We start from the raw sequence: 2001 nt of genomic DNA, 5'->3' as shown, positions 1-2001 counted from the left end.
CTGGGCTGGAAGGAAGAAGAGCTGCTGGGCCAGAGCCTCTGGCATTTCGTCCACCCCGATGACCGGGCGGAGCAGATCGCGCGGGCGAGGGCGGTGCTCGAGGGTCAGGATGTCCACGACCTGCGGGGCCGGTTCCGATGCCGGGATGGGAGCTGGCGGTGGGTCTCGTTCAACGCCTCGGCAGCGGACGGCGATGCGAGCTACGTGGTGGCGCGCGACATCACGGCCCAGGTGCAGGCCGAAGAGGAGATGGAACAGGCAATGGAAGTGCTGCGGGCAAACGCGGTGGCGCTCGAGGAACAGGCGGCGGAGCTCGACCGGCTGCGCCTCGAGGCGGAGTACCTGGCGAACCACGATGCCCTGACCGGCGCGCTGAATCGGCGGGCATGGTTCCACCAGGCGGCGATCCACGAGGTCTCGGCGATCGCGGTGTTCGATATCGACCACTTCAAGCGGATCAACGATACCTACGGGCACCCGGGAGGCGACGTCGTGCTGCGGGAGGTGGCGAAGCGGCTGGAGGAGGCGGTCGGCGATGCGGGCATGGTGGGGCGGATCGGCGGGGAGGAGTTCGCGGTGTTCTTCACGGTACCCGGGGGCGAGGCGAAGGAGGCGGCATTGCGCTGCGTCGGCGAGGTGGCGCGGGAGCCGGTGACGATTGGGCTGGGGGTCGAGGTCCCGGTGACGGTGAGCGGGGGGTTCGCGACGTGGCAGCCGGCGCCGGAGGGCCGACCCCTCGATGCGCTGGCCGCGACGTACGAGGCCGCCGACCGTGCGCTCTACCGGGCGAAGGAAGCGGGCCGGCACCGGCTGGTGGCGTAGGAGGTGGGAGGTTGACCCCGCCCCGCCCTGCTGCCGCCCCGGGGAGCCGGGAGCCGGGAGGAGGAGGCGCGGGGGCGGTGAGCGGGTATGATGCCCGGGCATGGGGCACTGGTTCGAAACGGCGCGGCTGGGGATGTTCATCCACTGGGGGCACAGCTCGCAGCAGGGCGTCGAACTGTCCTGGCCGATGGCGGGAGGGAATGCCGCGCTGCCGACCGGCAGCATGTCGATCGCGGAGTACCAGGCCTCGGCGGCGACGTTCGACCCGCGGGCGCGGGACTTCCCGGCGCTGGCCCAGCTGGCCCGCCGCTGCGGCATGCAGTACGCAGTCTTTACGGCCAAGCACCACGACGGCTACGCGATGTTCCACACGAAGACCTCGGACTTCGGCGTGGCGCACTCGCCGGTGGGGGCCGACCTCGTGCGGGAGTTCGTCGACGCATTCCGCGCCGAGGGGCTGCGTATCGGGCTGTATTTCTCGCTGATCGATTGGCACCACCCGGATTACCCCGCCCTGCGCGATGAGGACCGGCCCTACCGGTTCGGGCGCTGGCGCCGTTCGACGCCGGAGCAGTGGGAGCGCTTCCTCGGCAACATGTTCGAGCAGGTGCGCGAGCTGCTGACCGGCTACGGTCCAATCGACCTGTTCTGGTTCGATGGCGGCTGGGAGCGGACGCCGGGGGAGTGGCGGGCGAAGGAGCTCGAGGCGCTCATTCGAGAGTTGCAGCCCGGCATCCTCCTGAACGACCGCCTGCCCGGGGTGGGTGATTTCGCGACGCCCGAGCAGTTTGTGCCGCCGCAGCCGCCGGCGGGGCTGTGGGAAACCTGCATGACGCTCAACGAGAGCTGGGGCTGGGTTCCTTCGGATACGAACTGGAAATCGCCGCGGCAGGTGGTGCACACGCTCTGCGAGGTGGCCGGGCGGGGAGGGAACCTGTTGCTCAACGTGAGCCCGCGCGGGGACGGCTCGCTGCCGCCGGAGCAGGGGGCGATCCTCGAAGAGCTGGCCGGCTGGATGGGCCGCCACGGGGAGGCGATCACGGGGACGGAGCCGGGCCTCGAACCGTGGCAGTTCTACGGCCCCTCGACGCGCCGCGGGCCGGTCACCTTCCTCTTCCTCCTCATGCGGCCGTACGAAACGGTCACGGTCCGCGGGGTGCGCATCAACCGGGTGCGGCG

2 protein-coding genes are annotated in these 2001 nt (G+C 70.7%); both read left to right on the top strand.

All coding sequences use genetic code 11. From position 1 onward, the window contains the following. A partial coding sequence (locus tag VAE46_RS02195; protein WP_322795272.1) for a GGDEF domain-containing protein occupies positions 1–822 on the top strand: 822 nt, incomplete at its 5' end. 100 nt (positions 823–922) lie between these two features. Next, a partial coding sequence (locus VAE46_RS02190) for an alpha-L-fucosidase (protein ID WP_322795271.1) occupies positions 923–2001 on the top strand: 1079 nt, incomplete at its 3' end.

This window comes from Tepidiforma sp. (genome assembly GCF_034433535.1).
GTDB lineage: Bacteria > Chloroflexota > Dehalococcoidia > Tepidiformales > Tepidiformaceae > Tepidiforma.
This window is presented reverse-complemented; position numbering and strand designations above follow the sequence as displayed.